Annotated in this window: 20 protein-coding genes and 3 tRNA genes; 5 read left to right on the top strand and 18 right to left on the bottom strand. The window is 69.0% G+C overall.

The window, feature by feature from the left end; translation table 11 throughout:
• Positions 1–68: 68 nt before the first annotated feature.
• The 10 genes from OG828_RS33625 to OG828_RS33580 form a co-directional block, all read right to left on the bottom strand.
• The gene (locus OG828_RS33625) at positions 69–767 is read right to left on the bottom strand and encodes a response regulator transcription factor (RefSeq protein ID WP_328364971.1); all 699 of its coding nucleotides are present in this window, start codon (positions 765–767) and stop codon (positions 69–71) included.
• 49 nt (positions 768–816) lie between these two features.
• Positions 817–1,221, bottom strand: a complete 405-nt coding sequence (locus tag OG828_RS33620; RefSeq protein WP_328503270.1) for a winged helix-turn-helix transcriptional regulator — start codon at positions 1,219–1,221, stop codon at positions 817–819.
• 106 nt (positions 1,222–1,327) lie between these two features.
• Positions 1,328–2,203 (bottom strand): AraC family transcriptional regulator, encoded by an 876-nt coding sequence (locus OG828_RS33615; RefSeq protein WP_328503269.1) that lies wholly within the window; start codon positions 2,201–2,203, stop codon positions 1,328–1,330.
• Between the two features lie 141 nt (positions 2,204–2,344).
• Positions 2,345–3,832 carry a sensor histidine kinase gene (locus OG828_RS33610; protein ID WP_328503268.1) on the bottom strand — a complete coding sequence of 496 codons (1,488 nt, stop codon included), beginning with the start codon at positions 3,830–3,832 and terminating at the stop codon, positions 2,345–2,347.
• 166 nt (positions 3,833–3,998) lie between these two features.
• Complete coding sequence (locus tag OG828_RS33605) at positions 3,999–5,423, bottom strand: sulfatase family protein (RefSeq protein WP_328364959.1); 1,425 nt, start codon at positions 5,421–5,423, stop codon at positions 3,999–4,001.
• Between the two features lie 315 nt (positions 5,424–5,738).
• Positions 5,739–6,761, bottom strand: coding sequence for a trypsin-like serine peptidase (locus tag OG828_RS33600; RefSeq protein WP_328503267.1), 1,023 nt, complete (start codon positions 6,759–6,761; stop codon positions 5,739–5,741).
• A 96-nt stretch (positions 6,762–6,857) separates the two neighbouring features.
• On the bottom strand, positions 6,858–7,592 hold the full coding sequence (locus tag OG828_RS33595) for a chitinase (protein ID WP_443060300.1): 735 nt from the start codon (positions 7,590–7,592) through the stop codon (positions 6,858–6,860).
• Between the two features lie 44 nt (positions 7,593–7,636).
• A complete protein-coding gene (locus OG828_RS33590; RefSeq protein ID WP_328503266.1) occupies positions 7,637–8,053 on the bottom strand; it encodes a cysteine/serine endopeptidase inhibitor in 417 nt (138 codons plus the stop codon).
• A 64-nt stretch (positions 8,054–8,117) separates the two neighbouring features.
• Positions 8,118–9,323 carry a beta-1,3-glucanase family protein gene (locus OG828_RS33585; RefSeq protein WP_328440794.1) on the bottom strand — a complete coding sequence of 402 codons (1,206 nt, stop codon included), beginning with the start codon at positions 9,321–9,323 and terminating at the stop codon, positions 8,118–8,120.
• A 243-nt stretch (positions 9,324–9,566) separates the two neighbouring features.
• Complete coding sequence (locus OG828_RS33580; protein ID WP_328503265.1) at positions 9,567–10,574, bottom strand: methyltransferase; 1,008 nt, start codon at positions 10,572–10,574, stop codon at positions 9,567–9,569.
• 172 nt (positions 10,575–10,746) lie between these two features.
• Here OG828_RS33580 and OG828_RS33575 point away from each other — a divergent pair, with 172 nt between their 5' ends.
• Complete coding sequence (locus tag OG828_RS33575; RefSeq protein WP_328503264.1) at positions 10,747–11,901, top strand: LuxR C-terminal-related transcriptional regulator; 1,155 nt, start codon at positions 10,747–10,749, stop codon at positions 11,899–11,901.
• Between the two features lie 63 nt (positions 11,902–11,964).
• Here OG828_RS33575 and OG828_RS33570 read toward each other — a convergent pair whose 3' ends face one another.
• The 5 genes from OG828_RS33570 to OG828_RS33550 form a co-directional block, all read right to left on the bottom strand.
• Positions 11,965–12,768 (bottom strand): NmrA family NAD(P)-binding protein, encoded by an 804-nt coding sequence (locus tag OG828_RS33570; RefSeq protein ID WP_328503263.1) that lies wholly within the window; start codon positions 12,766–12,768, stop codon positions 11,965–11,967.
• Positions 12,769–12,893: 125 nt separating this feature from the next.
• On the bottom strand, positions 12,894–13,292 hold the full coding sequence (locus tag OG828_RS33565) for a PIN domain-containing protein (protein WP_328364932.1): 399 nt from the start codon (positions 13,290–13,292) through the stop codon (positions 12,894–12,896).
• 528 nt (positions 13,293–13,820) lie between these two features.
• Positions 13,821–13,897: transfer RNA gene (locus OG828_RS33560), tRNA-Ile, on the bottom strand.
• A 166-nt stretch (positions 13,898–14,063) separates the two neighbouring features.
• A tRNA-Asn gene (locus tag OG828_RS33555) sits at positions 14,064–14,136 on the bottom strand.
• Positions 14,137–14,142: 6 nt separating this feature from the next.
• Positions 14,143–14,215, bottom strand: a tRNA-Asn gene (locus OG828_RS33550).
• Positions 14,216–14,371: 156 nt separating this feature from the next.
• Between OG828_RS33550 and OG828_RS33545 the strand changes: the two genes are divergently transcribed.
• The 4 genes from OG828_RS33545 (at position 14,372) to OG828_RS33530 (ending at position 20,122) form a co-directional block, all read left to right on the top strand.
• Complete coding sequence (locus OG828_RS33545) at positions 14,372–14,671, top strand: YtxH domain-containing protein (RefSeq protein ID WP_328503262.1); 300 nt, start codon at positions 14,372–14,374, stop codon at positions 14,669–14,671.
• A gap of 151 nt (positions 14,672–14,822) precedes the next feature.
• On the top strand, positions 14,823–16,277 hold the full coding sequence (locus OG828_RS33540) for an FGGY family carbohydrate kinase (RefSeq protein WP_328364895.1): 1,455 nt from the start codon (positions 14,823–14,825) through the stop codon (positions 16,275–16,277).
• A 183-nt stretch (positions 16,278–16,460) separates the two neighbouring features.
• Positions 16,461–18,194 carry an ABC transporter ATP-binding protein gene (locus OG828_RS33535; protein ID WP_328503261.1) on the top strand — a complete coding sequence of 578 codons (1,734 nt, stop codon included), beginning with the start codon at positions 16,461–16,463 and terminating at the stop codon, positions 18,192–18,194.
• Entirely contained in the window at positions 18,194–20,122 is a 1,929-nt protein-coding gene (locus tag OG828_RS33530; protein ID WP_328503260.1) for an ABC transporter ATP-binding protein, read from the top strand. The genes OG828_RS33535 and OG828_RS33530 overlap by 1 nt, the downstream gene beginning before the upstream one ends.
• Positions 20,123–20,303: 181 nt before the next feature.
• Here OG828_RS33530 and OG828_RS33525 read toward each other — a convergent pair whose 3' ends face one another.
• From OG828_RS33525 to OG828_RS33515, 3 genes are all read right to left on the bottom strand, one after another.
• Positions 20,304–21,578, bottom strand: coding sequence for an RNA polymerase sigma factor (locus OG828_RS33525; protein WP_328364886.1), 1,275 nt, complete (start codon positions 21,576–21,578; stop codon positions 20,304–20,306).
• Between the two features lie 165 nt (positions 21,579–21,743).
• Positions 21,744–23,642 (bottom strand): DNA primase, encoded by a 1,899-nt coding sequence (dnaG, locus tag OG828_RS33520; protein ID WP_328503259.1) that lies wholly within the window; start codon positions 23,640–23,642, stop codon positions 21,744–21,746.
• A 48-nt stretch (positions 23,643–23,690) separates the two neighbouring features.
• Positions 23,691–24,956, bottom strand: coding sequence for an NAD(P)/FAD-dependent oxidoreductase (locus OG828_RS33515; protein ID WP_328364881.1), 1,266 nt, complete (start codon positions 24,954–24,956; stop codon positions 23,691–23,693).
• Positions 24,957–24,965 lie beyond the last annotated feature (9 nt).

Here is a 24,965-nt window from a genome sequence, read left to right as displayed (position 1 = left end):
CAGACCCCCGCCTGTCGCAAGAAGGAAAGTAGGGACCGTTCTTGTGGAATCTTTGTGACCGGGGCCGTTCAGGCCGGGCCGTTGTCCACGCGCAGAACGAATCCGACACCGCGCACGGTGTGCAGGATGCGGGGACGCCCGTCTGTCTCCGTCTTGCGCCTCAGATAGCTGACGAACGTGTCCACGGCGTCCGTACGGACGCGGGCGTCGTAGCCCCAGACGTGTTCGAGCAGCTGGCCGCGGGTCAGGACCAGGCCCGCGTTCCGGGCCAGCATCTCCAGAAGGTGGAACTCGCGGGGCGTCAGGTGCAGAAGCTGTCCGTCCAGCCATGCCTGGCGGGTGGACGGTTCCACGACCAGGCCGCCGACCTGGACCCGGTCCGTCGCGGTGGGAGGGCGGCGGCGCAGGAGGGCGTGCAGACGCAGCGTCAGTTCCTGGAGCGCGAAGGGCTTGACCAGGTAGTCGTCGCCGCCGGCCTGCAACCCGGCGATCCTGTCGGCCACTTCGTCCAGTCCGGAGAGCATGAGCACGGGCACATCGTCCCCGTTCTCGCGCAGTGTCCGGCACACGTCGATGCCGCTCAGGTCAGGCATGCAGACATCGAGGACAACGATGTCCGGACGGAGTCTGTTCATCGACTCCATCGCGGAGCGGCCGTCACCGGCCAGCGTCACCTCGAAGCCCCCCAGCCGGAGTCCGCGTTCCAGCGAACGCCGCGTGCTCACGTCGTCGTCGGCCACGAGAACTCGTCCGGCCCTGCCGGCCATGCGTCGCTCCTCTCAAGGCGTTGCCCGTTGGTCCGAAGCCAGTCGCCACTCAGCCCGCGGACCGGCCGGACCCCGTAGCGCCGCGGCTGTCGTAGGCCGCCCGCGCCTCCATGACGTCACTCATATGACTGATCGACCAGTTCTTCAACGCCACCAGCGGCTCGCGCAGAGTGGCGCCCAGTTCGGTGATCTCGTACTCGACGCGGGGTGGGATCTCCGGGTGGATGGTCCGGCGGACCAGACCGTCCCGCTGCAGCGCGCGGAATGTCCGCGTGAGCATCTTCTCGCTCACGCCTTCCAGCTTCCTGCGCAGAGCGATGTAGCGCTTGGCTCCGGATTCCGCCAGCTCCCCGAGGACGAGCACGGTCCACTTGTCGCCGATGCGGTGCAGGACGTCGCGGGACGGACAGCCGCCGGCGTACGGGTCCCACTCGGTGCGCGATTCCTTCGTCATGCCCTCACCCGGTCATGCCCTCACCCGTCATGCCCTCGTCGCGTGCACGTCCCGCTGCCGCGGTAAGCGTATCCAGGGGGAGGAACTCTCTGGAGCGACGGGCACTCTATGCCGGAGAGCGCCTGGCCGCGGGCGACTCGGACCGCATCGCGCGGTACTGCGACGGTGTGCAGCCCATGACCCGGCGGAAGCTCCGGGAGAAGTGCTCGGAGCCCGAGAAGCCGCAGCGCTGGCCTATGGCCGCGATGGTCTCGGTGCCGTTCTCCAGATGCGTCCGCGCCGACGCGATCCTCAGCTCGGTGAGATACCGGTAGGGCGTGGCACCCGTGGCGTTCTTGAAGCAGCGCAGGAAGTGGAAGCGGCTGAAGGAGACCAGGGCGGCGAGATCGTCCAGCGTGATGGGGAGCGCGAAGTTGGCTCTCATGTACGAGGTGACGGTCTCCAGTTGCTGCGGGGTGAGACCGCCCGCCGGCTCCTTCGGGGCTGCGGCGCGCGACCACGGATTACGAAGGTGGGCGAGGATGAAACGCGCCGCCGAGTCCGCGTACACGTCGTCGGCACCGAGTTCGCCGGCGGCCACCACCGCCTTCACCATTTCGGCGAGCACCGGGTCGGAAGTGACCGCCGGACAGGGGTGCGGGGACTGGCGCTCCTCCATCCGGAATTCCTCTCCGAGGAGCCGGCGCACCATGGCCTCGGGAATTGCCAGGGACGCGATCACGGCGGGCCTGTTCCCTCTCGGGGACACGACCAGCGGCCGGTTCGGTTCCGCGGGGGTGACGCAGACGTCCTCCGGCAGCAGGATCGTCTCCCGCGTGTCCCCGCGGCCCCCGTGGACGGCGAGGATACCGCTGACGTGCACACTCAGTCCGATTCCCGTCGACGGCGGCACCGGAAGCGTGTGCACGCCCTTGCCTAGCGTCCGCTTCCACACGTGCAGCGCACGCCACATCGTGTGGGCCACCGCGGTGGTTCCGTTCAACGTCGGCGTTCCTCTCTTTCTCGGTCCGGCAGCTCTCTCCGGAACCATGACAAGGAGGAGGTGTCGTTCTCAAGGAATCCCAGCAGGAATAATCGACGCCGGGCGGGATTAATTCAGCACAGGAATTCGAGCCAGCAGGAATCAGCCTCGGGCGGGATTTATTCCGGACGCCTCCGCCGCACCGCTCAGCCAGTCGCGGCGCAGCAACGGCAGTGTGTGCTCGAACTCCCGCACACTGGTCAGCGGCAGCCGCACTTCGAAGCGTGTGCCGCGCTGCCCGTCCGGGCGGTCCGAGATCGAGACCTCCCCCTGGTGGAGGGCGACCTGCTGGGCGACAAGGGTGAGGCCCAGCCCGGAGCCGGGGCTGTCCGGACCGTGCCAGAACCGGGTGAAGATCTTCTCCCGCCGTTCGGGCGGGACGCCGGGACCGTCGTCGTCCACGGTGAGTACCGCGATCCGCTCGCCCGGCCGGTCGGACAGCCGCAGGGCCACCGCGATGGTGGCGGCACGTTCGCCGACCCTGCCGTGCACGCGGGCGTTGGTCAGCAGGTTGTCCACCGCCGAGCGCAGGCCCTCCACCCAGCCATGCACGATCAGTCCCGACGCCGCCCGCACGGACACCTCGGTCTCGGGGTGGGCGCGGCGCAGTCCGGCGACGCAGGAGTGCACCAACTCCCCCAGGTCCAGCGGCGCGAACGCCTCCGCCTCGACCAGATCGCCCTGCGCCAGAGTCCGCAGCATCGTGAGCAGACCGACCAGCCTCTCCTGCTCGGCCACCAACTCGGCCAGCACCTCCGCCCGTTCCGCCGGGTCGAGCTCGAACGGCCCTGCCAGGACATCCAGGTTGGCGCGCATGCTCGTCAGTGGCGAACGCAGCTCGTGGGAGGCCGCCGCCGCGAACGACCGGGCCGTGGCCAACGCCTCCCCAGTACGTGCCACCTGCTCGTCGTAGCGGCTGAGCACGGTTTGCAAGGTGAGCGCGAGGTCGTCGACCTCGGCGATGCGGGTGGGGCGGTGCTCCAGCCGGGCGGAGCTGGTGCGCGGGTCGAGTCCGCTGGTACGCCGTTGCAGCCGGCGCAGCGGCAACACCGCCCGGGTCGCGATGGCCCAGGCCGCCGCTCCCGCCACCGGCAGGGCCAGCGCGGCCCCGGCGTACACGCGTTGGCGCACCAGCGCCAGCTCCTCCTCGACCCTGTCCGGTGCGAACAGCCAGAGGTTGGGCCGGTCCCGCTCCCGGTCGATCGCGACGGGCAGCGACAGGACCAGCCAGTCCCGGCCTTGGACGGTCACCTTCAGCGGTTTCGGCGCGCTGTACGGCAGCTCCGCGGGCGGAAGTTGGGGACCGGCTCGAAGTGTGCCCGTGGGTTCGGTGAGCCGTACGCCCATGCCGCTGGTGGACTTGATGAGCCGCTGTCGGCGGACCTCCTCGAGGACCGGCTGGCCGGTCCGGGCCGCGTCCAGGTAGTTCTTGGTGTTCTTGGCCACGACGGTGGCACGGGCCTGCAGTTGGGCGTCCTGCTGCTGGCGAAGGTCACCGGTGATCAGGCTCAGCAGGAGCCATCCGCAGGCCACGATCAGCACGGGTACGCCGCCGCCGACGGTGAGCGCGAGCCGGGTGGAGAGCTTCACCGGCCGCCACCGGTCGTCCGCTCACCGGCATCCGTACGCAGGACGAATCCTCCGTCGACCATCAGCACCCGTCACCCGCACTCCGACGACCCCGGCCCGGCCCGTCCAGTGCATGCGGACGGCCCCCGCCAACACTACGCGGCGGGGGCGTCTGGGGGAAAAGGATCTACGGGTTCCCGGCGCTCCAACAGCCGTCACCGCGGCAGTTCTTGAGTCGGGTCAGCGCGTCGTGCAGGTTGTCCAGTCGGGCTCCGCCGAGCTGCCCCACCGTGTTGTGCAGTTGGTAGGGGTCGTTACGGAGGTCGTAGTACTCCTTCGCTCCGCTGCCGTACTCGACGTAGGTGTAGGAGTTGGTGCGCAGGGCGTGGTAGTTCGGCGGGCTGATGCTCTCCCGGCCGTTGTTGTCGGGGTCGCCCGGCGACTTGGGGGCGCGGCGGTGCTCGATCAGGTTGGTCGTACGCCAGTTGGCGTCAGAGCCGCCGTCCAGGAGCGGAAGCAGGCTGTGCCCGTCCACCCGGGACGACACCGGGGCGCCGCCGATCCGCTGGAAGGTGGGCGCGAGGTCGATGTTGGACACCTGGGCGTTGCTCGTCCTGCCGGCCGCGACACCGGGTCCGGCGATCACCAGCGGCACCCGGACGTCGGTGTCGAAGGCGGTCTGCTTGCCCGCCTTGAGGCGGTACTCGCCCAAGTGGAAGCCGTTGTCGGAGCCGAAGACGATGTAGGTGTTGTCGGCGACGCCGGCCCTGGTCAAGGCGTTGCGCAGCTTCCCGATCATCTCGTCGACCGCCTGGAGTGCCTGGGCGCGCTTGCGGAACTTCCGGTCGATCGTGTTCTTCTCGCGCTGGGTCAGCCGGTCCTGCCGGTCCAGCCACGGCGGGGCGTTGGTCGGCAGTTTGTCGAACGCGGGGCTGCGGGGCGCCTCGAGGCCGGGGAAGGCGTTTTCGTGGCGGGGCGCCGGCGTAGAGGGGCCGTGCGGCGTGAAGAGCGCGATCTCCAGCATGAACGGCTTGTTCGCCGCCGCGGACTTCCTGACGAACGCCGTGCCCTTCTTGCTCAACACGTCGGTCAGATAGTCCTTGGGCCTGTCGCCGTGCGACTCGATCTGGTGGTTGTGGGCGAGCTTGTAGTTGTAGCCCTCGTAGCCGCCGCCGACGACATCCCACTGGTTCCAGCCCGGCGGTACGTAGGGCTTCTGGCCCGCGACGGTGTCGCCCGGGCTGTAGCCGTTCAGGTACTTGCCCATCATGGCGGTGCGGTAGCCCTTGGCCTGAAGGGCCGTGGCGAAGGTGTCCCGCTCCTCTCCGCCGCGGTGGAAGGCGCCGAACCCACCGTTCGGCCCCTCGTTGCTGAGGACTCCGGTGTTGTGCGGGTACCGGCCGGTGAAGATGGACGCGCGGGACGGGCAGCAGAGCGAGTTGCTGACCACGAAGTCGCTGAACGTCATGCCCTGCGACTGAAGTTTCCGAACCTCCGGCATGTACGGCAGGAGGTTCGAGGACATGTCGTCGGTGAGGACGTAGACAATGTTCGGCTTATCCGCCGCGGCCTCGGCCGCGATTGGCTGTGTGGTGACGGCGGGACTGTTCATTGTCCCGCCCATTGCGCTCGGGGCCGCCAGAGCCAGTGCCGCTCCGCCGACTATCAGGGCCAGCAATTGACGAGTACGAATCATATGGAAAGCGTGGCAGCCGGATTCCGGGCCGGTCAACACCCGTAAGTGCTGGGGGATTTATTCCGGGAATTTATCCGGGATTTATTCCGGATCGGCGGCCCATTGATCCGGCAGGCAAAAGGCGAACACCGGGCGCCGGCACGAAAACCCGTGACGGCGCCCGGTGTTCAGGGGAGCCCAGAGGCAGGGAAGCGAGGGGAACGCCACCCCCGGGCGGGGATCAGGCAGGGATCAGGCCCTGCTCGCGGCCTTGTAGAGCTTGCGGGCGCGGTCGCCGAGAGGCGGGTGGTACTCGCTGACGTCCGTGCCGACGGCGATGTTGCCGACCAGCACGCCGACACCCTTGTCGGCCTTGAACTCGGCGAGGAAGGCACCGCCGCTGGATCCGCCGGTCTGCACGCAGTCGATGCCCCACATGGTGGAGCCGGGGCGCCCGAGGTCGCGGTGTTCCTTGCCCTGGCAGTGGTTCAGCCGCTCGCCGTTGCCCTCGGCGCGCGAACCGCCGTAGCCGAAGGAATGGACGTAACGCCCCTTCGGGCCATTGAACTTGATGCCCTGCGCACCACCCACGACCCTGGCCAACGGACGGCCGTCACGCTTGCGCAGGGTGGCGAAGGCGACATCCCAGTTGGCATTGCCCTGGCTGGACACGTACGACTTCAGGTGGAAGAGCTCCTTGGCGGTGAAGGTGCCGTGTGGGCGCTCGCCCTTGTGGTAGCCCGGGATGAAGATCCACTTGCGGAAGACCTCGCCGGTGCGGGCGTCTACCACACAGTGCCCGGCGGTGAGGACGACCGACTTGTTCTCGCTGTTGGCGACGGTCGCCGAGCAGGAGAACAGACCGCCGGCGGCGTTCTCGAAGAACACCTTGCCCGCGGTCCTGCTAATCAGCCCGCCCCGCTTCCAGGCCTTCGGCTTGGAAGCGAGCGTGGACACCGGCGCCTCGTCGGCGGCGGACGTGGTGGTCTCCGCGTCCGGGAAGACCACCGGCGGGACGGACAGCCGAGGCCCGCGGTCATCGGTGACGGACGAGGTGACGGCCGGTGCCTCCGAGGCGGCGGGCGCGGCCACCTCCTTGGCGGCGTTCAGCCGGGCGTCGGTCCAGAACTTCAGGGCGGTGTCCTGCTCCTGGTCGGAGAAGGCGGTGGCGCGGGTCTCGCTGCCGGCGGGTGCGGGCCCCGCCTGCGCCGGCCCGACGGTGGCACCCAGGGCGGCGAGGCTGAGGACGCTGACGAGCAGCGCGGTACGTCTCATGGATTCGGCTCCGAAGAGGGTGGGGGGCGGTGCTACGGCAGGGGTGTGGCATTGGGGTGCCGGACGCCCGGGAGTTCACGGGCGTCCGGCACCGGCTCAGCAGCTGAGGTTCTTGCCCGGCTTGACGTCGAGGATCTTGGTGAACTTCTTGTACGTGTCCACCCGGCTCTGCACCTGGGCCGGGTTGCCGCCGTTGCACTCGATGGCGCCGTTGATGCTGCGGATCGTCTGGCCGAAGCCCTTGCCCTTGACCATGGCGTTGTGCGGGGTCATGGTGCCCGCGCCGGACTGGGTCATCCAGAACCACAGGCCCGTCTTCCACGCCACGACGGGGTTCTTCTGCACCAGCCCCGGCTTGTGGAGCAGGTCGATGCCGAGCGCGTCACCGGCGGCCTTGTAGTTGAAGTTCCAGCTGAGCTGGATCGGCCCGCGACCGTGGTACGCGGACTGCCCCGCCGGGCAGCCGTACGGCTGCGTGGTGTCGCAGTACGACGGCCAGTTGGCCTGGTTCTGCTCGACGATGTAGCGCCCGCCGCCGGTCTCGTGGTGGACGTTGGCGAGGAAGGCCGCCGCCTCACGCTTCTTGGTCTTGGCGTTGCCCTTGTCCGCGAAGGCCGGGTACTTCTTCATCGCCTTGACCAGGGCTTCGTAGTTGTAGAAGGGCTTGTGGTTGGGGAACATCCGGTTGTACTCCGCCTTGCTGACGACGAAGTCACTCTGGGCGGCGGGCGCGGCAACTTCGGCGGGCGCGGCGGAAGCGGTCGCCGCGGTGAGGCCGGCCCCGGTCGTCGCCAGCAGCACGGCGGTCAGAAGGGCATGAGCGGTACGCATCTTCGGCATGGTGGAAACTCCTTGATTACGAAGGAACGGGCTGGTCAACGGACGAACTTCCACTTGACCTTGTGAATGACGCCCTTGGAGGGATCGGCCAGCTTCGCGAATGCCGGCTGGCTGAGGTCGATGTGCTTGGGACCGCATTCCATGCACTTGTCCCTGACCGGGACGGTGATGGTCTTGCCGCGGAAGGTCAGCCGGACCTTGACCTTGCACAGCGGGTCGTTGTTGGGGTTGGCGGCCTTCCAGTACTTCGGTGAGACCGCCACGAGCATCTGGGTCGAGGCGTCGAGCGGCTTTCCGCAGGCGCCGGTGCCGACGTCGTTGTAGTAAGTCGCCTTGCCCTGACGGATCTTGCCGATGGGGACGGCGGAGGCGGGCGACGCCTGGGCGACTCCGAGAACGGCCGCCGCCATGGTCACGGCAAGGACCGACTGCGTACGACGGGAAACGGGCATGACTGATCGCCTTTCGTCGGAGGATCGGAAGAGATCGGAAGAGGAGAGCGGCCGTACCGGCCCGTCAGAACGGCGTCAGCGTCAGGTGCATGGCCTTCGGCTGGGTGTCCTGGATGTACGACGCCCACTCGGCGACGTCGTCGAAGGCGAAGCCATACGCCTTGCCGTTGCCCATCTGGGCGTGGATGGCCCGCGCGTAGTGGTTGGTGATCTCCGGCTTGTAGAAGGCCGCCGCGCGGGTGGTGGGCTGCTTCGGATGGCTGAGCAGCGTGGAGCGGTTGAAGCCGGCGCCCAGGATCGCGGCTACGGGACCGGTGACCCCGTCGTTCGGGGCGGCGAGCGCGCCGTCGCAGAACAGCACGTCGCGGGTGGAGGGCTTGGCGAAGGAGACTGTCGCCGGGCCGTGGAAGGTGAGCCTGCCGTTGTCGACCCGGCCGGTGAACGCGCCCGCGACGGTGCGGACATGGAGCGGCTGCTGCCGGTAGGCCTGCCAGACCTTGTCGATGTACGGGTCGAAGTAGTGCTTGCCGAACCGGCCCGCGTCGAGTCCGTGACTCGGCGCGATGACCCGCCGTTCGCCGACGACCAGCCTGCCGAAGCCGGGGGTGTTCTCCATGGCGCGGAAGATCCGGGCCCGGCCGCCCTGCCGCATCCTGCCGGTGGTCTGGTCCCGGTTCCCGGACAGCCGGATCATCAGCGGCACGCTGAACATGTCGACCATGGTGGTGTTGCAGAACATGCCGGACGCGTTGTGGGTGAACTCCACGAAGTCGTGCAGCACGGGGAAGTTGGGGTCGGACTCCACCCAGCCCGCCGGGTGCTGGAGCGCGGGCCGCCCGGCCCCGTCCCGGACGGCCTTCAGCTTGAGCTTGCCGCCCAGGGAGACATAGATCCGGCCGGACATGTGCGGCAGCCGGATCCGTGTGGTGCCGCGGGCGTCGAGCGGGATGGCGTAGTCGGTGAAGCCGTTGTCCTTGTTGTCGGAGACCTTGACCGGCTCGACCGTGCCGCGGGCTGTGACCCGGACCTGACGGTCGCCCCGGCTGCCGACTATGTACAGGTGGACGTTGCGGTTGGCGAACTCACCGCTGTTGTTGTGGATGACCAGCGGCAGGCCGCCGGCACGCTCCTCCGGCAGGGCCAGGCCCTCCTCGTCCGCGGCCAGGGCCGGACGCGCGCCCGCGGCAAGCGCGGCGCCGGCCACGGCGGCACCGGCCAGCGAGGTGAGCGCCCTGCGGCGGGAGAACACCGGTGAATCAAGCGGCACCATACGGGAATTCCCTTCCTTTACCACGGGGCATGCCCGTGTCCTTTCTCGAACGCTCCTTGCGTGAACGCGGTCAAACCTAGCCAGCAGTGATGCTCGGCGGTCATCAAAAGTTGCTGCGGGACGGACAGTTGTTGCGGGGACCGTGAACGGCAAAAAAGGGCTGTGTCTGCCCGACGTGTTCGACGAACACGTCGGGCAGACACAGCCCCAGGGAAATGCGTGTGAAAAGGGGTGGACCGGGATTCAGCGCAGGGTCGCCTCGATGAACGAGAACGGCGTGGGGGTGGCGACGATTCGGTCCAGGGTGAATCCGGCCGCGTCCAGCAGCGCCTCGTACTCCTCGGCGGTGCGCTCCCGTCCGGTCAGCATGGCCAGCATGGTCAGGTCGACGAACTTGGCGGGGTGCGGAGCGTCGCCGGGCGGGATCACGGACTCGACGAGCACGACGCGGGCACCACGACCGGCCGCCGCCCTGACCATCCGCAGGATCCGCAGACAGGACTCGTCGTCCCAGTCGTGGAGGATGTACGAAAGCACGTATACGTCCGCCTCGGGCACGGACTCGAAGAAGTCCCCGGCGACGACGTCCACCCTGTCCGCGAGCCCGTGTTCGGCCAGCACCTTCCGCGCCGCGGGCACCACCTCGGGCCGGTCGAATACGATACCCCGCCGGTCCGGCTCACCGGCCAGGAACTGGCAGATCATGGCCCCGTCAGCCCCTCCGACATCGGCGACGACACCTCCCTCCGGCAGCGAGTAGCCGTCGAACATCCCGGCCCGCAGGCCCTTGGTGACACCGGCCATGGCCCGGTTCTGCGTCTCGACCTGGGCGGGGAACCTGGAGATCCAGTCGAAGAACGGCTCACCGTAGTAGTGGCTCGCGGCGTTCTCACCGGTCACGGCCGTGTGCAGGAGTGCGCCGAAGGGTGCGTAGTGGGTCTCCATCCAGAACAGCGCCAGGTCACGGACCGAGTCGGGCTGTCCGTCGGCGAGGGTCTTGCCGAGATCGGTGACCTCCACCAGACCGTCATCGGTCCGGAAAACCCCGAGCGGCGCGAGCGCACGGACGATACGCCGGAGCACATCGGCGTTCGTGCCCGTCGCGGCAGCGAGCTGCTCGACCGTGAGCGGGCCGTCCGCGAGGGCGGTGGACAACCCCTGTTTGGCCACGACGTACAGCGCCTGCGATATCTGGAAGCCCACGAGCAACTGGAGCATCTGCACGGGCTTCGGCACTTCTTCGGTGGTCATGAGGATGTGTTCCTTCCACGTGAATACGTGAGTACGTGAATTCCTGGAGCACCCGGCGCGGGCCGCGAGAACGCTACGGAGGGGAAAGCGCTCGCGTGTATCCCCAATTTCTGGGATCTTCACCGCCCGGTAGCATCGCCGGGCCGGAGTGCCGAGGAAGGGGAGCTGCCGGATGAGGCTGTCCACCGCCCAGCGCGAAGCGGTCCGCGATGTCGAGACGATCTGCGCGCAGGAGGCCGATTCGCGTCGGCTGCGCGGCCGGGTCGCCGCTCGGCTCTCGCGCCTCGTGTACTGGGACGCGGCCTGTTTCGGCACGATCGACCCGTGGACGCTGCTCATCACCGACGACGTCTCCTACGGCGTCCCGCCGCACGTCTACGCACTCGCCGCGCACAACGAGTACCTGGTCGACGACGTGCACAAGTTCGTGACTCTGGCCAGGTCCGGGGCGGGCGTAGGTATCCTGGGCCGGGCGCCGCACGAGAAACGGCAGGCCAGTTCCCGTCTGCGAACCGTTCTGCCGGCGTTCGACGCCCGTCACGAAGTCCGCGCGGCCTGCGTCGCCGACGGGCAGTGCTGGGGCGCGATCGCACTGTTCCGCAACGGCGACCAGCCCGACTTCTCGTCCGCCGAGGCAGCCCTGCTGAGCGCGGTGTCCGGACCACTGGCCGCGGGACTGCGACGAACGGCCTACCGCCCGGGCGCCGGTGTCGGCATCACGGCCGACAGGTCGGGGCCGGGCGTCCTGATCCTCGGGCCGCGCAACGAGACCCTGACCATCAATGACACCGCCCGCCGGTGGCTGGACGAGCTGACGCCCACCCCGCCCCGGCACGGTGGCGAACTGCCGTACGTCATCCACCAGGTGGCGGCGAGAGCCCAGGACCGCGGCGTCGAACCGAACCAAACAGACCCGCACCACACCGGCCCAGACAGCACCGACCCGACCGGCCCGCCCGTCCCCCGGATTCCGGAGGCGTACGCCCGGATACGGACCCGGTCCGGGCGGTGGCTGACGGTGCACGGCTCACGGGTCGACGGCGCCCTCACGCCGGACGAGGGCACCGCCGTCGTCATCGAGGCCGCCCCCACGTCCGACATCGCCGAGGTCCTGATGCTCGCTCACGCGCTGACCCGACGCGAGCGGCAGGTGCTCCAGCGGGTGATCGCCGGAACGCCGTCGACTGCCATCGCCACCCAACTGCACATCTCCGTCAACACTGTTCAGGACCACCTGAAGTCGATCTTCTCCAAGGTCGGTGTCCGCAGTCGCGGCCAGCTGGTGGCCCGCCTGCTCGGGGAGCACTACCTGCCGGACCCGGGCTGACGCCGGGTCAGGATTCGAGTGCGCCGGTGAGCACATCGGCGAGACCGGTCGCGGGGCGACCGATCAACCGACGCAGATCCCCGCTGTTGGTGAACAACTCGCCGCGCTTGAGCCCGAGGTCGGAGTCGGCGAGGACTTCGGCGAGTTCGGCGGGCAGCCTGGCGTCGAGAGCGCGGCACGGTACTGCTCGGCGGGAAGGTCACTGTAGACGACATGCCTACCTGAGGCGTCGGACAGCGCGGAGGCCAACTCGGCAAGCGTGAAGGCGTTTTCCCCGCCCAGTTCGTACACGGACCCGGCATGCCCCTCGCCGACGAGAGCGGCCGCCGCGGCCGCCGCGTAGTCACGCCGGGAGGCGGCGCTGACCCGGCCGTCGCCGGCGCTGCCCGGCACTACGCCGGTCTCCAGGTAGAGCGGGAACTGTGAGGCGTAGCACTCCAGGTACCAGCCGTTGCGCAGGACGAGGAAGGGAACGCCGCTCTCGCGCAGATACTGTTCGGTCTTCGCATGAGCGTCGGCGAGCATCATGCCGGCGGTGCGGGCATTGAGCGTGCTCGTGTAGACGATGAGCTCGGCATCGGCGTCCTTGGCGGCGTCGATGGCCCGCACATGGTTGTCGTACCGCTCACCGACAGTCGTCGTCGACACGATCAGCACCTTCCGCACCCCTTGGAAGGCCTGGACGAGACTCCCGGAATCGGCGAAGTCGGCCCGCCGCACGCGAACGCCCCGCTCGGCCAGATCTGCCAGCCGGCCGGTGTTCCGCCCGGTGGCGACGATGTCCTGCGACGCCACTCCGCGCCGCAGCAACTCCTCCACAACCAGCCGGCCAAGCTGCCCGGTCGCTCCGGTAATGGCGATCGACATGCCTCAGTCCTGGTACGTAGGTCTGGGAGGGCTCGAGCGCCCCCGCCAGCAGTACACAGGTGAGCGCCGTGGGCAGCCAGCGGCCGAGACAGGCGCACTTACCAACTGCCAATCGCCCGTGCCCGTCACAACCGACGTACACGAACACCGGGAAGGTCGTCGAAGCGCGCTCGCTTGTCGTAGGTGACCACTGTGCGTGCGGTGGTCAGGGCGGTTGCCGCGATGATCAGATCGTGGGCTCCCCTGGGCTGGCCGGCCCTGCGTACGTGGGCGAGCAGCCGCGCATGAGCCCGCGCTATGTCCACGGTGTGCTCCTCGACCGGAATCGTGGCGAGGATGGCGTCAACGAATGACTGGCGGGCAAGCCGGTTAGTGTCGTCCGCCAGTTCGACGCCCTGGAGCAACTCCGCCGCCGTGATGGCGGCGATCACCGGGTCGTCATCGTCCGCGAGCACATGGTCGAGAAGGACTTTCCGGCGCTCGACCGCGATCAATACTCCGGTGTCCAGGATCAGTCGTTCCACGGATCGTCCAGGGTCAGCAGATCACGGGCGGCCATCACATCACCCTCGAAGGCGTCGTCGAGGGTGTCGACGTAGGGCAGGAGAGCATCCTTCACCGCCCGGCCGGTGGCTTTGGGCGCCGGGCCAAGCACGGCCAGGCGTTTGCCCCCGCGGGTGATCACGATGGTTTCGCCGCGTTCCGCGCTGTCCAGCTCTCAAGCCGAACAGCGGCCGGAGAGCGGTGCCCGGCAGGCGGGGGCGAGGTGGACAGCGACGGCGCCGGCGGTCAGGCCGCCCGGCTTCCTCGTGCCCGCTCCATTTCCTCGCGTCCCCTGCGCGTCCCCTGGATCTTGCTTTTGGACTGCACCGCGTAACCCCCAGCAGCCAAGCTTGTTTCGAATCGCCGCAGGTCAGAGCCTTGACAAGGGTGCCCGGACGCCCGCCGTGACACCTCAGACAGTACTTGTGAGCAGCGGATTCTCTCCGTGGGGACCGAGTAGGTGACTCAGAGGCGCTGAAGAGACGTTTCCGCAGGTCAGGGCACGTTACTGGTGGGGCGGGTGGGACTCGAACCCACGGCCGACGGATTATGAGTCCGCTGCTCTAACCGGCTGAGCTACCGCCCCATAGCGGCGTGTCGCGCACATTTGTGCGCGCCGTCTGCCGCAGCATAGCCGCTCATACGATCTCCTGCCTCGGATGGTCGACTTCGCACGCCCATGAGGACTTAGGCCTGGCCTGGGCGGTTCCACCGGACATGAAAAAGGACCCCAACGGGGTCCTCTTCAGGGGCTCTCCCGACTGGACTCGAACCAGTAACCTGCCGGTTAACAGCCGGCTGCTCTGCCAATTGAGCTACGGAAGATCGAAGCTCCCCCGACTGGACTCGAACCAGTAACCTGCCGGTTAACAGCCGGCTGCTCTGCCAATTGAGCTACGGAGGATCGCCTCGTTGCATCGAACGTACCTCCCTGGGTATTCGCCAGGGGGCGCGCGCTCGCTGCGACACATACATTAGCGCAAGCAGGGGGGTGCTCCGCCAATCGGTTCCCCCCGGCCCGACGCCGACACCAGGGACTCGTCAAGGAAGGGTGGCCACCATGCGCTACCGGCTCACGTTCGTCGCCGGACTCGCTCTTGGTTACGTGCTGGGCACGCGGGCCGGGCGCGAGCGCTACGAGCAGCTGAAGAAGTCCGCCCAGCAGATCTCCCAGAACCCCGCCGTCCGCAACACCGCCGAATCGGCCGCCCAACAGGGCCGCCAGTTCGCCGGCAAGGCCTACCACACGGTCACCGAGAAGGTCCACGTCCCCGACTCGGTAGCCGAACGGGTCCGCGCCCTCCGCGACCGCAACACCAACGGCGTAGTAGAGGACGACTGGGGCACGAGCAACACGTAACAGTGCCTCTTCAATCCCGGGCGCGCCGACGTCCCAAGGGGCGCGGGGAACTGCGCGACCAGCCACAACGCACCCGCACCTAACAGACCACACGCACCCCTACGGTCTCCCCGGCCCAACCACAGCGGCGCGTGCGGCAGAATTTTGTGTCATGGGGATAGTCGCCGGGCTGGACAGTGCGCCCGATTTCACTCGCATCGTCGTCTGCGACGCGGACACCGGAGCCGTGCTCCGGCAGGGGTATGCCCCGCATCCGATCGAAGGTGCCGAAGGCGGATCGCGGCCGTCCGATGTCGATCCGCAGGCCTGGCTGCTGTCCCTCGGTGAGGCGGCGGGGGGCGGTCTCCTCGAAGGCGTGCAGGCCATCGGCGTGTCCGCGCAGCAGAACGCGCTGGTGCCGCTGGACCCGCAGGGCAACACCGTGCGGCCTGCGATGGTCGGCGGTGACAAGCGGGCGCAGGTCGCGGCGGCCGATCTGATCGACGCGCTCGGCGGGCGTGAGGCGTGGGCGCAGGCGGTGGGGTGTGTGCCGCAGGCCGCTCAGCCCGTGACCAAGCTGCGGTGGCTGGCGAAGACCGAGCCGGAGAACGCCGTACGAACCGCTGTGCTGATGCAGGCGCACGACTGGCTGGTGTGGCAGTTGCTGGGGCGGCCGGTGCGCAGGACCACGGATCGCGGTGGGGCTTCCGGGACCGGGTACTGGTCCGCCGCCACCGGCGCCTACCGGGGTGATCTCGTCGAGCTGGCGCTCGGGCATCAGGCGATGCTGCCCGAGGTGATCGGGCCGTCGGACGCGGGCGGTACGACGCCGGAGGGGCTGCTGATCTCCGCCGGGACCGGCGAGACGATGGCCGCCGCCTTCGGGCTCGGGATCGGACTCGGCGACGCGGTCGTGTCGCTGGGCGCGTCCGGGTCGGTGATGGCCGTGCACCCCGAGGCGCTCGTCGACCAGACCGGGATGATCACCTCGCTGGCCGACGCGACCGGCATGCACTTGCCGGTCGTCACCACTCTGAACGCCGTACGGACCCTGCGCGGCACCGCCGAGCTGCTCGGGCTGCCCGACCTGGAGAGCCTGTCCGACCTGGCGATGAAGTCGACACCGGGCGCCCATGGACTCGTACTCCTCCCCTATTTGGAGGGTGAGCGGACGCCGAGTCTCCCGCACACCGCGGGGACGCTCGCGGGGCTCAGGCGGGAGTCGATGAAGGCGGAGCATCTGGCGCGGGCGGCGTTCGAGGGGATGCTGTGCGGGCTGGCGGACGCGCTGGACGTGCTGCGGGGGCGGGGTGTGGAGGTGCGGCGGGTGTTCCTGCTCGGGGCCGCCGCCGAACTGCCCGCCGTACAGGCCGCGGCGCCCGCGCTGTTCGGGGCGCAGGTCGTCGTACCGCAGCCCGCGGACTACGGGGCCATCGGTGCGGCCCGGCAGGCGGCGTGGGCGCTCGGTACGTCGCAGGGCACCCTCGACCCGCGCACCCCGCCGGCCTGGCAGGGGCCGGCCGCGCAGATCCTGGAGCCCGGCGAGGAGCTGGCGGTGGGACAGGCGGTGCGGCAGCAGTTCGTGTCGGTGCGGGAGCAGACCCATCCCGGGGCGTTCCGGATGTGAGTCCGGCCTTGCGGAACGTAAGAGACCGGTAGGAGTCGGGCGCTGTCCGTAGCCATTCCGTACCCATAAGGCCGTACGAAGCACTGCTGACGGCTTAATCGGTTGAGGTAACACGGGTGGAGTGTTCGACGATAGGGGCCAAGGGCAACCACCGCCCCCACCGCCGACTCCGAGAGACGTAGCGTGCTCATACGACTTCTGCGGACCTATCTCAGGCCCTACAGAAAACCCATCGCCGTGCTGGTGCTGCTGCAGTTCCTGCAGACCTGCGCCACCCTCTACCTGCCCACGCTGAACGCCGACATCATCGACAACGGTGTCGTGAACGGAGACACCGGCTACATCCTTTCCTACGGCGCCCTGATGATCGGCATCTCGCTGGTGCAGGTCGTCTGCAACATCGGTGCCGTGTACTACGGCGCCCGTACGGCGGCGGCGCTCGGGCGTGACGTCCGGGGTGCCGTCTTCGACCGGGTGCAGTCCTTCTCCGCCCGTGAGGTCGGTCATTTCGGGGCGCCCACGCTGATCACGCGGACGACCAATGACGTCCAGCAGGTGCAGATGCTGGCGCTGATGACCTTCACGCTGCTCGTGTCGGCGCCGATCATGTGCGTCGGCGGCATCGTGCTGGCGCTCGGGCTCGATGTGCCGCTGTCCGGGGTGCTGGTCGCGGTGGTGCCGGTGCTTGGCATCTGCGTGACGTTGATCGTGCGGCGGCTGCGGCCGCTGTTCCGGACGATGCAGGAACGGCTGGACACCGTGAACCGGGTGCTGCGCGAGCAGATCACCGGCAACCGGGTGATCCGCGCCTTCGTCCGCGACGAGTACGAGCAGCAGCGCTTCCGGCACGCCAACGCCGAGCTCACCGAGATGTCCCTGGCCACCGGCAAGCTGCTGGCGCTGATGTTCCCGATGGTGATGACGGTGGTGAACCTGTCGTCGATCGCGGTGGTGTGGTTCGGCGCGCACCGCATCGACAGCGGTGGGATGGAGATCGGCGATCTGACGGCGTTCCTCGCCTATCTGATGCAGATCGTGATGTCCGTGATGATGGCCACCTTCATGTTCATGATGGTGCCGCGCGCGGAGGTCTGCGCCGAGCGCATCCAGGAGGTGCTGGACACGTCCTCGTCGGTGGTTCCGCCGACCGCGCCCGTGGTCAAGCTGCTTCGGCACGGGCATCTGGAGATGCGCGGGGCCGGGTTCCGCTACCCGGGTGCCGAGGAGCCGGTGCTGAAGGCCGTCGACCTGGTGGCCCAGCCCGGTGAGACGACCGCCGTGATCGGCTCGACCGGCAGCGGCAAGTCCACGCTGCTGGGGCTGGTGCCGCGGCTGTTCGACGCGACCGACGGGGAGGTGCTCGTCGACGGCGTCGCGGTGGCCTCCCTCGAACCGAAGCTGCTGGCGAAGACGGTCGGGCTCGTCCCGCAGAAGCCGTATCTCTTCGCGGGCACCGTGGCGACCAATCTGCGGTACGGCAATCCGGACGCGACGGACGAGGAGCTGTGGCACGCGCTGGAGGTGGCGCAGGCCAAGGAGTTCGTGGAGCGGCTCGAAGGCGGGCTCGACTCGCCGATCGCGCAGGGCGGCACGAACGTCTCCGGTGGTCAGCGGCAGCGGCTCGCGATCGCCCGCACGCTGGTCCAGCGGCCGGAGATCTATCTCTTCGACGACTCCTTCTCCGCGCTCGACTACGCGACCGACGCGGCGTTGCGTGCCGCGCTCGCCCAGGAGACCGCCGAAGCGACCGTCGTGATCGTCGCCCAGCGGGTGGCGACCATCCGGGATGCAGACCGGATCGTCGTACTCGACGAAGGGCGGGTGGTCGGGACGGGCCGGCACCACGAGCTGATGGCGGACAACGAGACCTATCGGGAGATCGTGCTCTCCCAGCTGACGGAAGCGGAGGCTGCCTGATGGCCGGGCCTGCAGGGCGGATGATGGCCGGGACGGGGCCCGAGCACCGCTCGATGGACTTCAAGGGGTCGGGCAAACGGCTCGTCGCCCAGTTCAGACCCGAACGGCTCACGATCTGCGCGCTGCTGCTGTGCGTGGTGGTGAGCGTGGGCCTGTCGGTGGTCGGGCCGAAGATCCTCGGCCACGCGACCGACCTGGTCTTCGCGGGCATCGTCGGGCGCCAGTTCGAGGCCGGGTCCACCAAGGAGCAGGTGCTCCATGCCATGCGGGAGCGGGGTGACGGCTCGGTCGCCGACATGCTCCGCAGCACGGACTTCACGCCGGGTCAGGGCGTCGACTTCGATGCGGTCGGCTCCGTACTGCTGCTCGCGCTGGGCGTGTTCGTGGTGGCGGGGCTGCTGATGCTGGTGGCGACGCGGCTGGTGAACCGTTCCGTGAACCGGACGATGTACCGGATGCGGGAGGACGTACAGACGAAGCTGTCGCGGCTGCCGCTGTCGTACTTCGACAAGCGGCAGCGCGGTGAGGTGCTGTCCCGTGCCACCAACGACATCGACAACATCGGGCAGACGTTGCAGCAGTCGATGGGGCAGCTCATCAACTCCGTGCTCACCATCATCGGTGTGCTCGCGATGATGTTCTGGGTGTCCTGGATCCTGGCGCTGGTGGCGCTGGTGACCGTGCCGCTGTCGTTCGTCGTCGCCACCCGGGTCGGGAAGCGGTCGCAGCCGCACTTCGTGCAGCAGTGGCGCTCCACCGGGAAGCTCAACGCGCACGTCGAGGAGATGTACACCGGGCACGCGCTGGTGAAGGTGTTCGGGCGGCAGGACGAGTCGGCGCGGCAGTTCGCCGAGCAGAACGACGCGTTGTACGAGGCCGGGTTCAAGGCGCAGTTCAACAGCGGGATCATGCAGCCGCTGATGATGTTCGTGTCGAACATCAACTACGTGCTGGTCGCGGTGGTCGGTGGCCTGCGGGTCGCGTCCGGCTCGCTGTCCATCGGTGATGTGCAGGCCTTCATCCAGTACTCCCGGCAGTTCTCCATGCCGCTCACGCAGGTCGCGTCGATGGCGAACCTCGTGCAGTCCGGGGTCGCCTCGTCCGAGCGGATCTTCGAAGTCCTCGACGCCGAGGAGCAGGAGGCCGATCCGATGCCGGGCGAGCGGCCGGAGGAGCTGCGCGGGCGGGTGGCGCTGGAGCATGTGTCCTTCCGGTACGACCCCGAGAAGCCGCTCATCGAGGACCTGTCGCTGAAGGTCGAGCCCGGGCACACGGTCGCGATCGTGGGCCCCACGGGTGCCGGCAAGACCACCCTCGTCAATCTGCTCATGCGGTTCTACGAGGTCTCCGGCGGGCGGATCACCCTCGACGGCGTCGACATCGTCCGGATGTCCCGGGACGAACTGCGCGCCGGGATCGGCATGGTGCTCCAGGACACCTGGTTGTTCGGCGGGACCATCGCCGAGAACATCGCGTACGGGGCGTCCAGGGACGTCACCCGGGGCGAGATCGAGGAGGCGGCGCGGGCTGCGCACGCGGACCGGTTCGTCCGGACGCTGCCGGACGGGTACGACACCGTGATCGACGACGAGGGGACCGGGGTCAGCGCGGGTGAGAAGCAGCTGATCACCATCGCGCGGGCGTTTCTGTCCGATCCGGTGATCCTGGTGCTGGACGAGGCGACGAGTTCTGTGGACACGCGGACCGAGGTGCTGATCCAGAAGGCGATGGCGAAGCTGGCGCACGGGCGTACGTCGTTCGTCATCGCGCATCGGCTGTCGACGATTCGGGATGCCGACACGATTCTGGTGATGGAGAACGGGGCGATCGTGGAACAGGGGGCGCACGGGGAGTTGCTGGCGGCCGACGGGGCTTATGCGCGGCTGTACAAGGCGCAGTTCGCGCAGGCGGTGGCTGAGGTGGACTGAGCGGGTGCGCGGCGTGGGGGCGGGGGCGTGGCGCAGCCCGGCGCGACGGGGTGCCGCCTGCGCCCACCCGTGCCGCCCTAGGCGGCACGAATGCCCGCAGCTACGCGAGGTGCGACGCCCCTGCAACGCCCCAGGGGCGCGGGGAACTGCGCGACCGGCCCCCACCGGCCCGCAGTCGGCATCAGTCCAGATAGCCCCTCAGCTGGTCCGCGAACGCGTGGTCGCGCAGTTTGTTCAATGTCTTCGACTCGATCTGGCGGATTCGTTCCCGCGTCACGCCGAAGATGCGGCCGATCTCCTCCAGCGTGCGGGGGCGGCCGTCTGCCAGGCCGTAGCGGAGTTGGACGACCTTGCGTTCGCGTTCGCCGAGGGTGGAGAGGACGGCCTCGAGGTGCTCTCGGAGGAGGAGGAACGCTGCTGATTCCACCGGGCTTGCGGCGTCGCCGTCCTCTATGAGGTCGCCGAGGGCCACGTCGTCCTCCTCGCCCACGGGGGCGTGCAAGGACACCGGTTCCTGGGCCAGGCGCAGGACCTCGCTGACGCGCTCGGGTGCGAGGTCGAGGTGGGCGGCGACCTCTTCGGGGGTGGGTTCGTAGCCGCGTTCCTGGAGCATGCGGCGCTGGACGCGGACGACCCGGTTGATCAACTCGACCACGTGGACCGGGACTCGGATAGTGCGGGCCTGGTCGGCGAGGGCTCGGGACATGGCCTGGCGGATCCACCAGGTGGCGTACGTGGAGAACTTGTAGCCGCGGGCGTAGTCGAACTTCTCCACCGCGCGGATGAGTCCGAGGTTGCCCTCCTGGACGAGGTCGAGCATGGTCAGCCCGCGGCCGACGTACCGTTTCGCGACGGACACGACGAGCCGCAGGTTCGCCTCGATGAGGCGGCGCTTGGCCATCCGGCCCATGACGACGAGTTTGTCGAGGTCGAGGGCGAGCTGGCTGTCCAGGTCACAGGCGCCGGCGAGTTTCTCCTCGGCGAACAGGCCGGCCTCGACACGGCGGGCGAGTTCGACTTCCTCGGCCGCGGTGAGCAGGGGGATGCGGCCGATCTCGCGGAGGTACTGGCGGAACAGGTCCGAGGACGGGCCGCTGGTGTCGGGGCGGCCGCGCGGAGGCTCCACCGGCTCGGGTTCCGCCTCTTCGACGGGCGGTTCCGCCGCCTCCTGCGGGGCCTCCGGCTCCGCCTCGGGGTGGTGCACGACACGGCCCTGCGGCGGAACAGCGACGAGCACGTCGGTCTCCGCTTCCGGCTCCGTGATGTCGGTCTGGGTCAGGGTCTGGGTCTGCACGGGGGCGACCTCCAGGATGATCGCTGCTGAGGTGTGCGGCAGCGCTGCTTCGGGAGCGGAGTCGGCGGCCACGCCGCTGTCCGTCCCGTACGCGATGAGCGGAACCGCGGGGGTGTGGGATCCGTTGGGGACGGATCGGCCGCGCTCCGAGGACTCAGGCACCGGAACCCAGTGTGGAGTACGACACATCGCCGCCACGAGGGGCGTGCGGTGACTTTTTGAGTCCGGTCCGTGACCGCGTGGTTACCCCTGCGAAAAACCTCTCTTTCCGGGTTCCCCGTCATATGCCGGGGAACCAGCCAGGGGGCAAGAGGAACCGGAAGCGGACTAGAGCGCCGCCACTCCCCGCTCCCGCAGCGCCTGGCCGTACTGCTGGAGCACCCACAACTCGTTCTGTACGGCGGCCAGTTGGGCCGGGTCGCCGCCGTTGGTGAGGCGGGTGAGGGTGCCCTGGATCTCCTGGATGCGGCGGTCCACGGCGCGGCGGCGGACCATGACGAGCTGATCGCCGGCGTAGATCTCGTCGACGGTGCGGCGCATGATCGCCTCCACCGCCAGCTCCGTCACCATCGCGCGGACCTGGTCGTCGGGGGCGGCCTCGCGGACGCGGACCAGGTATTCCTGCGGGTCCTGGATGCCGTACTCCGCGCCGCCCGCGTCCATGACGGCCTGGCGTACGGCGGCGTAGGGCGGGGCGGTGAACTCGTCGATGCCGTATGCGTCGAAGGCCGGGGAGACCAACTCGGGGCGCTGGAGGGCGAGTTTCAGTAGCTCGCGTTCGGTGGCGTACACCGGGTTGCGGAGGTTCAGGGCCGGGCCGGAGGGGGCGCGGACCGTGTCGTACTGCTGCGTGTGGCGCTGCTGGGCGGGGGCCGGGCCCTTGCCGCCGCGGTCCCTGGCCCAGCGCGCCAGCTGGGCGACCCGCTTGACCACGAACTGGGTGTCGAGGATGCCGAGCATGCCCGCGAGCTGGACGGCGACCTCGTGCTGGGCGCCGGTGTTCTTGATGCGGGCGACGATCGGCGCCGACTCGTCCAGCGCCGAGGCGCGGCCCGCGGGGGTGTCGAGGTCGTAGCGGCTGACGATCTGGCGGAGCGCGAACTCGAAGAGGGGCGTGCGGGGTTCGACCAGGTCGGCCACCGCCTCGTCGCCCTTGGCCAGGCGCAGCTCGCAGGGGTCCATGCCGTCGGGCGCGATCGCGATGTACGTCTCGGCGGCGAACTTCTGGTCGTCCTCGAAGGCCCGCAGGGCCGCCTTCTGGCCGGCCGCGTCGCCGTCGAAGGTGAAGATCACGCGGGCCGAGCCGTTGTCCATGAGGAGGCGGCGGAGGATCTTGATGTGGTCGCCGCCGAAGGCCGTACCGCAGGTGGCGATGGCGGTGGTGACGCCGGCGAGGTGGCAGGCCATGACGTCGGTGTAGCCCTCGACGACGACCGCGCGGCTGGCCTTGGCGATGTGCTGCTTCGCGAGGTCGACGCCGTACAGGACCTGGGACTTCTTGTAGATCGCCGTGTCGGGGGTGTTGAGGTACTTGGGGCCGTTGTCGGACTCGTACAGCTTGCGGGCGCCGAAGCCGACCACGTCGCCGGCGATGTCGCGGATCGGCCACATCAGCCGGCCGCGGAAGCGGTCGATGGGGCCGCGGCGGCCCTCCTGGGCGAGGCCGGACAGGAGCAGCTCCTTGTCGGAGAAGCCCTTGCCGCGGAGGTAGCGGGTGAGGTGGTCCCAGCCCTGGGGGCTGTAGCCGACGGAGAAGTGCTCGGCGGCGGACTGGTCGAAGCCGCGCTCGGCGAGGAACTTGCGGCCGGTGTCCGCCTCCGGGCTGGTGGCCAGCTGCTCCGCATACCACTGCGCGGCGATCTTGTGGGCCTCGACCAGGCGGATGCGTTCGCCGCGCTGGTGGGAGGGGTTGTACCCGCCCTCCTCGTACCGCAGGGTGATGCCGGCCTGGCCGGCCAGACGCTCGACCGCCTCGGAGAAGGAGAGGTGGTCGACCTTCATCACGAACGTGATGGTGTCGCCGCCCTCCTGGCAGCCGAAGCAGTGGAAGAACCCCTTGCTCGGGCTGACCTGGAAGGACGGTGACTTCTCGTCGTGGAACGGGCAGAGACCCTTCATGTTGCCGCCGCCCGCGGGGCGCAGCTGGAGGTACTCGGACACGACGGCGTCGATCGGGACCGCGTCCCGAACCGCCTTCACGTCCTCGTCGTTGATCCGTCCTGCCACGCGGTGATTCTACGGGGGCGGACCGACATTCCTGACTGCTGCCGTCGGCTACGGGATGAGGCTGTCGAGTGGTACGTGCGGGTCCGCGAGCGCCTCTGTGTCCACGCGTGCCGCGGAACGAATCAGCTGCTGGATCGGGTCTGTGACGTCCCACACATTCACGTTCATCCCGGCCAGCACGCGGTTCTCCTTCACCCAGAAGGCGATGAACTCACGCTTTCCGGCGTCCCCCCGGATCACCACTTCGTCGTACGTGCCCGGGGGCGCCCAGCCGGAGTACTCCATCCCGAGGTCGTACTGGTCGGAGAAGAAATAGGGCACGCGGTCGTAGGTGCCGTCCCGGCCGAGCATCGCGCGGGCCGCCGCCGGGCCGCCGTTGAGGGCGTTGGCCCAGTGCTCGACGCGTACGCGGGTGCCGAACAGGGCGTGCGGGAACGCGGCGACGTCGCCGGCCGCGTAGATGTCGGGGTCGGAGGTGCGCAGCTGTTCGTCGACCAGCACGCCGCCGCCGTACGCGCGCTCGGCGATGTCCAGCCCGGCCGACTCCGCGAGGGCGATGCGCGGGGCCGCGCCGATCGCCGCGAGGACGTCGTGCGCGGGGTGTTCCTCGCCGTCGTCGGTGCGGGCGGCGAGGACCATGCCGTCCTGGCCGATGATCTCCGTCAGCCGCACGCCGAAGTGGAAGCGGACACCGTGCTCGCGATGCAGCTCGGCGAAGACGTTGCCGAGTTCGGGCCCGAGGACGCCGTGCAGCGGGGTCGGCTCCGGCTCGACGACCGTGACCTCCGCGCCGTACTCCCGGGCCGCCGCCGCGACCTCCAGGCCGATCCAGCCGGCGCCGGCGATGACGAGGTGGCCGTTGTCGCGGCCCAGGGAGGCCAGGACGCCCTTGAGGCGTTCGGCGTGGGCGAGGCGGCGCAGATGGTGGACGCCCGCGAGGTCCGTGCCGGGAACGTCCAGGCGGCGGGGCTCGGCGCCGGTCGCGAGGAGCAGCTTGTCGTAGCGGACAACGGTGCCGTCCTCGCCGAAGCGGACCGTCTTGGCCGTACGGTCGATGGCGTCGACGGTCTGGCCGAGGTGCAGCTCGATGTCGTTACGGGCGTACCAGGCGGGCTCGTGCACGAAGACGCTGTCGCGCTCCTCCTTGCCGAGCAGATAGCCCTTGGAGAGGGGCGGGCGCTCGTACGGGTGATCGCGTTCGTCGCAGATCAGTATCACGCGGCCGGTGAAGCCCTCCGCTCGGAGTGTCTCGGCCGCCTTCGCGCCGGCGAGACCGCCTCCGACGATGACGAATGTCTGATCCGCGTCGACCACTTGATGCCT

Source organism: Streptomyces sp. NBC_00457 (assembly GCF_036014015.1).
Lineage (GTDB): Bacteria > Actinomycetota > Actinomycetes > Streptomycetales > Streptomycetaceae > Streptomyces.
This window is presented reverse-complemented; position numbering and strand designations above follow the sequence as displayed.

Bases quoted from the DNA above. Each gene is read 5' to 3' on its own strand.
- OG828_RS33605 (WP_328364959.1), bottom strand. From the start codon at position 5,423: ATGAACAGTCCCGCCGTCACCACACAGCCAATCGCGGCCGAGGCCGCG.
- OG828_RS33580 (WP_328503265.1), bottom strand. From the start codon at position 10,574: ATGACCACCGAAGAAGTGCCGAAGCCCGTGCAGATGCTCCAGTTGCTC.
- OG828_RS33585 (WP_328440794.1), bottom strand. From the start codon at position 9,323: ATGGTGCCGCTTGATTCACCGGTGTTCTCCCGCCGCAGGGCGCTCACC.
- OG828_RS33620 (WP_328503270.1), bottom strand. From the start codon at position 1,221: ATGACGAAGGAATCGCGCACCGAGTGGGACCCGTACGCCGGCGGCTGT.
- OG828_RS33530 (WP_328503260.1), top strand. From the start codon at position 18,194: ATGGCCGGGCCTGCAGGGCGGATGATGGCCGGGACGGGGCCCGAGCAC.
- OG828_RS33625 (WP_328364971.1), bottom strand. From the start codon at position 767: ATGGCCGGCAGGGCCGGACGAGTTCTCGTGGCCGACGACGACGTGAGC.
- OG828_RS33600 (WP_328503267.1), bottom strand. From the start codon at position 6,761: ATGAGACGTACCGCGCTGCTCGTCAGCGTCCTCAGCCTCGCCGCCCTG.
- OG828_RS33540 (WP_328364895.1), top strand. From the start codon at position 14,823: ATGGGGATAGTCGCCGGGCTGGACAGTGCGCCCGATTTCACTCGCATC.
- OG828_RS33575 (WP_328503264.1), top strand. From the start codon at position 10,747: ATGAGGCTGTCCACCGCCCAGCGCGAAGCGGTCCGCGATGTCGAGACG.
- OG828_RS33545 (WP_328503262.1), top strand. From the start codon at position 14,372: ATGCGCTACCGGCTCACGTTCGTCGCCGGACTCGCTCTTGGTTACGTG.
- OG828_RS33590 (WP_328503266.1), bottom strand. From the start codon at position 8,053: ATGCCCGTTTCCCGTCGTACGCAGTCGGTCCTTGCCGTGACCATGGCG.
- OG828_RS33570 (WP_328503263.1), bottom strand. From the start codon at position 12,768: ATGTCGATCGCCATTACCGGAGCGACCGGGCAGCTTGGCCGGCTGGTT.
- OG828_RS33595 (WP_443060300.1), bottom strand. From the start codon at position 7,592: ATGCGTACCGCTCATGCCCTTCTGACCGCCGTGCTGCTGGCGACGACC.